Raw genomic sequence first — 5,096 nt, 5'->3', positions numbered from 1 at the left:
GGAGTCCGACCCGTACGCGACCGACCCGTACGCGGGCGAGACGACCACAGAGTCCGTGCCTGCCCCGCGTGGCGGAGCGACCGGCGGTAGCCCCTACACCCGCTAACGTCTAACCCCGTGACCGACGAACACGGGGTGGTGTCTGCGGGTCCGCTTGCGGGCGACCGCCGCTCGGCCGACGACCGGGATCTGCCGAGTCGGACAGACGTGCTCAGTGCACAGTTGTCGCGCACGTTCGGCGGGCCGGTCGGCAGACACGCGCTGATCGGTCGCGCGGGCTTCTGGACCCCGATGCGGGTCATTCTGGCGCTCGCCGTGGTGTTCCTGGCTTTCGGTTGGTTTGCCAAGGCCCCGTGCATCCAGCAGGCGCCGAACGGCCCGGGCGGCGCGCCGGGCCTGGACTGGAGCGGCAGCCGCCAGTACGTCGCGATGTGCTACTCGGACACCGTTCCGCTCTATGGTGCGGAGCGGCTCAACGAGGGTGCGTTCCCGTACAAGAAGTCCTGGGTAGAGGGTTCGCCGGGATCGCTGCAGGAACGGTACATGGAGTATCCGGTGGTCTCCGGTCTCTACCAGTACTTTTCGATGCGAATCGCGAAGGCGTGGGATTCGGCGACCTGGCTGCCCGGCGGGCTGCAGGTGGCGATCTATTTCAACGTCGTCGCGTTCGGCCTTGCGCTCGCCTGGCTCGTCACGGTGTGGGCCACCGCCGTTCTCGCGTCTCGGCGGGTGTGGGACGCGGCTCTGGTCGCGTGCTCGCCTCTCGTGATCGTGCACGTGTTCACCAACTTCGATCCACTGGCAACGGCATTCGCGGCGGGCGGCATGCTCGCCTGGGCGCGAAAACGGCCGGTGCTCGCGGGCGTCCTGCTCGGCCTCGGCGGCGCGACGAAGCTGTACCCGCTGTTCCTGCTCGGTCCCCTGCTCGTATTGTGCCTGCGCACCGGAACGGTGCGTCATTGGGCGAAGGCGACGGGCGCGGCGGCGGCGAGCTGGGTGGCGGTGAACCTGCCGATCCTGCTGCTCTACCCGCGTGGATGGGCCGAGTTCTTCCGGCTCAACACCAGTCGGCACGCGGACCCCGACTCCCTCTACAACGTTGTCACCTCGTTCACCGGCTGGACCGGGCTGGACGGGGTGCTGGCCGCGGGTGAGCGCCCGTCGGTGCTGAACGCGGTGTCACTGCTGCTCTTCGCGGCGGTCTGCCTTGGCGTCGGGTACGTCGCACTGACCGCGGAACGCAGGCCGCGATTCGCGCAGTTGGCGTTTCTGATCGTGGCCGGGTTCCTGCTCACCAACAAGGTGTGGAGTCCGCAGTACTCGCTGTGGCTGGTCCCGCTCGCCGTGCTGGCGCTGCCGCACCGGCGAATCCTGTTGGCCTGGATGGCCATCGATGCACTCGTGTGGGTGCCGCGGATGTTCTACTACCTCGGCGAGTCGAACAAGGGATTGCCGGAGCAGTGGTTTACCGGCGCCGTGGTGTTGCGCGATCTGGCCGTCATCGGGCTGTGTGCGCTCGTGCTGCGTGAGATTTACCGGCCGGGTGAGGATTTGGTGCGCCAGGGAGGATACGAGATCGACGATCCCGGTGGCGGTGTGCTCGATGGCGCGCCGGATCGGCCGCCCCGTTGGCTGCCGCAGTGGTTGAGGCCGCGACAGACCGGCGCGTGGAGCGCTGCGACGCCACCAACCGCGATTCGCAATTCCGGCGGCGCTTAGCCCAGGATTCGCGCTTGCAGCCGTGCCCTGGCCTCGGGCCAGTCCTCGTCCGTCATCGCGAAAAGTGCTGTAGTCCGCCAACTTCCATCGCGCCTCCGACGATGCTTGCGCAACAACCCCTCGAACTCGGCGCCGAGTTTGGCGATGGCGCCGCGGGAATGCGCGTTGAGCTCATCGGTGTGCCATTCGACGCGCACTGCGCCGAGTTCGTCGAATGCCCGGCGCAGCAACAGGTACTTGGCTTCCGGGTTCACCGCAGTCCCCTGCGCCGCCCGACAGATCCACGTGTAGCCGATGGCGAGGCTGCGGTGGCGCGGATCGATCTGGTAGTACGACGTGGTGCCGAGCACGCGGGCGGAGGCGGGCTCGACCTGCGCGTAGGCCAATCGGCTCCGGTCGTCGATCGCGGCGCTGATGAAGCCGCGCGCGTCCTCGAGATTCGAAATTGCCAACGATGTCCAGCGGAAGATCGCCGGATCGTCTGCGGCGGCGAGGAGTCCGTCGGCGTGTTCCGGGCCGAGAGGTTCGAGCCTGACGTGCTGGCCCGCGAGAATCGGTTGGTCGTACCAGGATTCGCTCATGGCGTGCGTGACGCTGCCAACGGGCGGTTGGCGCGCGCGGGTGTCATCGGAATTGCCTTGGGGCAGCGCATATCCGAGCGCAGGAACGCGAAGTACAGCACGGTCAGCACAATAGCCTGGCCCCACACTCCGAATTCGACGATGAGTCGGTTGCCGTCGGACTCGATGGCGAGCGAGAGTGCGTTGAAGTAGCGGAACACGCCGACGCCGAGCGCGAGGTCCGTGACGACGAACGCGATCACCAGTTGCCATGGCACGACCAGCAGGACGAGGAACGGGATCAGCCACAGCGAGTACTGCGGCGAATGCACCTTGTGCAGCAGCACGAACGCGCACAGCATCGCCGCGCTCACCTGCACCCACGGATACGTGCCGGTGCGCGAGAAGCGCCGCCAGCCCAGCCACACCGCGGCGGCAAACGCGATGCACAGTAGCCCGGGCGAGGCCATCGACACGGTGTGCTGGAACGAGGCCTCGCCGTCCAAGTCGCTGGCGTAGAGATTGCGCAGGCCCCAGTACCAGATCGAGTTCGTGGTGATGTCGGCCGCGCGCTCCTGCTGGAAGGTGAAGGACGCGAGCCAGCCATGGAAGCCGGCGAGTGCGAACGGCAGGTTGATGGCGACTGCGGTGGCGATCGCGGTGCCCGCCACGAGCATGGCGCCACGCAGGTCGTAGCGGCCAGTGGCGCCGCGCGGCAGTTCCCGCCCGGAGGGGCCGCCGGTGAGCACGAACAGCACCAGCGGAATCAGGAAGACCGCCGGGTAGAGCTTCAGGCAGAACCCGATCCCGAGCAGTACGGCCGCGAGTACGCCGCGGGTGCGCAGCGACAGCCGTTCGGGCAGCGTCATGACCGCGACGGCTGCCACGGTGGTCGCGACGACCGGGAGCTCCCAGTTGTGGAACGCGTAGAGCACGAGCGCGGGGCCGACCGCCCACAGCAGCGCGGCGCGACCGGCCATGCGGGCCAGTAACCAGGCGGTGACCAGCGCGAACGGGGCCAGAATCAGCGCGGAGTTCCGGAGGAATTCGGCGTCGTTGCCGGCACCGCTGCCGCCCAGCCACATCAGCAGCCCGCTGAGCACGGGGTATTCGACGGTCCCGCCGAATAGTCGGCCGTCGGTGATACCGCCGTTGATATATGGAAAGACGTGCTCGTTGATGCCGCGGCCGAGCCAGAGGTACTGGACGTCGGAGTAGCAGATCTGCGCGTCCTTGATGCGGTCGAACACGACGCTGCGGCCATCGGGAGCGAACGGCCCTCCGGCGCAGCGCGCCTTGTTCAGATAGCCCAGCAGTAGCGTAAAACCGCATAGCGCGACGACGGCTGCGATCGTTCTGCGGTTGGCCGCAGCAGCTGCGCGCATGGTTCAAGCCTAGGTGGCTCGGCGGGCTATTGGTCGCTCCGCGGGCTCCGCTCCTGGGCTATTGGTCGCTCCGCGGGCTCCGCTCCTGTGCGATGTGCGGTGCCCGAGCCGCTAGCGGGCCGGCACCGCCGCCAGCTGTCCCCGCATCTCGGAGCCGTACTGATCCGCGTGGAGACCGACCACCAGGTGCAGCGTGTCCTCGCCTACCGCCACGACCCCCGCGACGCCGGCGGCCCGAAGTGAGTCCTCGTTGACGGCCGCTCGGTCCCGCACCTTCACCCTCAGGCGTGTTTCGGCCGCGGCCTCGACCTTGACGATGTTGGCCGGTCCGCCCAGCCCCGCCACGTACGCGGCGGCCTTCTGCGGCCCCTCGGGATCGAGCAGCTTGGGCGCCACGCCCGGTGTTTCATAGACGACGTCGCGCACCGCGTCCTCGCCGAGTTCCGCCTCGTCGCCGGCGGTTTTGAGGTACTCCTCGATATCGGTTTTGAGGTTCTCGGAGCGGGTGCCGAAGATGGCCTGCAGGTTGTTGCCGACCTGCAGCACCCCCGAAGCTCCCAGCGCCTTGAGCTTGCGCTGATCGGCGCGGCCGACGTCGTGGACGCCCACCCGCAGACGGGTGATGCATGCATCGAGGTCGGTGATGTTGCTCCGGCCGCCGAAGGCGAGTACCAGCTGCTGGGCAAACCGGTTGGCCGAGTCGCTCACCGCCTCTGCGATCCCCTCCTCGTCGTCGTCATCCTCACGCCCGGGTGTGCGCATCTTCAGTAGCTTGATCAGGAAATAGAACAAGAAGAAGTAGATGGCGAAGTAGACCGGTCCGACCAGCAGGATGACCCAGGGTTTTATGTCGTTCGGCCAGAACAGGACATAGTCGATCGCGCCGTGCGAGAACGTGTAGCCGAGTCGTCCGTCGAGCAGGTAGACGACGGTGAACGCCGTTCCGTAGAGGAGTGCGTGCGCGACGTACAGCAGCGGAGCGACGAACAGGAAAGAGAATTCGAGCGGCTCGGTGATGCCGGTGAGGAACGATGTCAGCGCCGCCGCCATCATGAGCGACGCGACCTTCGTGCGGTTCTGCGGCTTGGCGGTCAACGTGATCGCGAGGGCCGCCCCGAGGAGCCCGAACATCTTCACGGCGAATCCGCCGCCGAAGATGCCCGACTCCGGATGGCCGCGGAAGAAGCAGGTGAGGATGCCTTTGCAGTTGTCCCAGCCGCCGACGTTCACCTCGTAGAAGAACGGGGCGTTCCAGATGTGGTGGAGCCCGAATGGGAGGAGGGCGCGCTCCACGGTGGCGTACACGAAAACCGAGAGGGGAGCGTTCGCGCTGATCGTCGAGCTGGCGGTGTCCTCGATGAACGATCCGATCGGCGGCCAGGCGAACGACAGTACGATGCCCAGCGCGATGGCGCTGAAGCCGGTGACGATC

4 protein-coding genes are annotated in these 5,096 nt (G+C 67.3%); 1 reads left to right on the top strand and 3 read right to left on the bottom strand.

All coding sequences use genetic code 11. The features are described 5' to 3' along the window. Positions 1–117: 117 nt before the first annotated feature. Positions 118–1,719, top strand: a complete 1,602-nt coding sequence (locus tag A8G08_RS16645) for a glycosyltransferase family 87 protein (RefSeq protein ID WP_068276382.1) — start codon at positions 118–120, stop codon at positions 1,717–1,719. Here the strand turns inward: A8G08_RS16645 and A8G08_RS16640 are convergent. The 3 genes from A8G08_RS16640 to A8G08_RS16630 all read right to left on the bottom strand — a co-directional run. Continuing rightward, positions 1,716–2,300 carry a GNAT family N-acetyltransferase gene (locus A8G08_RS16640; RefSeq protein WP_068276380.1) on the bottom strand — a complete coding sequence of 195 codons (585 nt, stop codon included), beginning with the start codon at positions 2,298–2,300 and terminating at the stop codon, positions 1,716–1,718. The two genes, A8G08_RS16645 and A8G08_RS16640, sit on opposite strands and share 4 nt — an antisense overlap. Beyond that, on the bottom strand, positions 2,297–3,664 hold the full coding sequence (locus A8G08_RS16635; protein WP_068276376.1) for a glycosyltransferase family 87 protein: 1,368 nt from the start codon (positions 3,662–3,664) through the stop codon (positions 2,297–2,299). Before A8G08_RS16635 ends, A8G08_RS16640 begins: the two co-directional genes overlap by 4 nt. Before the next feature lie 111 nt (positions 3,665–3,775). After that, positions 3,776–5,096 (bottom strand): PTS sugar transporter subunit IIBC (locus A8G08_RS16630; protein WP_068276373.1); only part of this gene is annotated, 1,321 nt, incomplete at its 5' end.

It is taken from the genome of Aldersonia kunmingensis (genome assembly GCF_001646865.1).
Taxonomy (GTDB): Bacteria; Actinomycetota; Actinomycetes; order Mycobacteriales; family Mycobacteriaceae; genus Aldersonia; species Aldersonia kunmingensis.
Note: the sequence above shows the minus strand (reverse complement) of the source record. Positions and strands in the feature narration are given on the sequence as shown.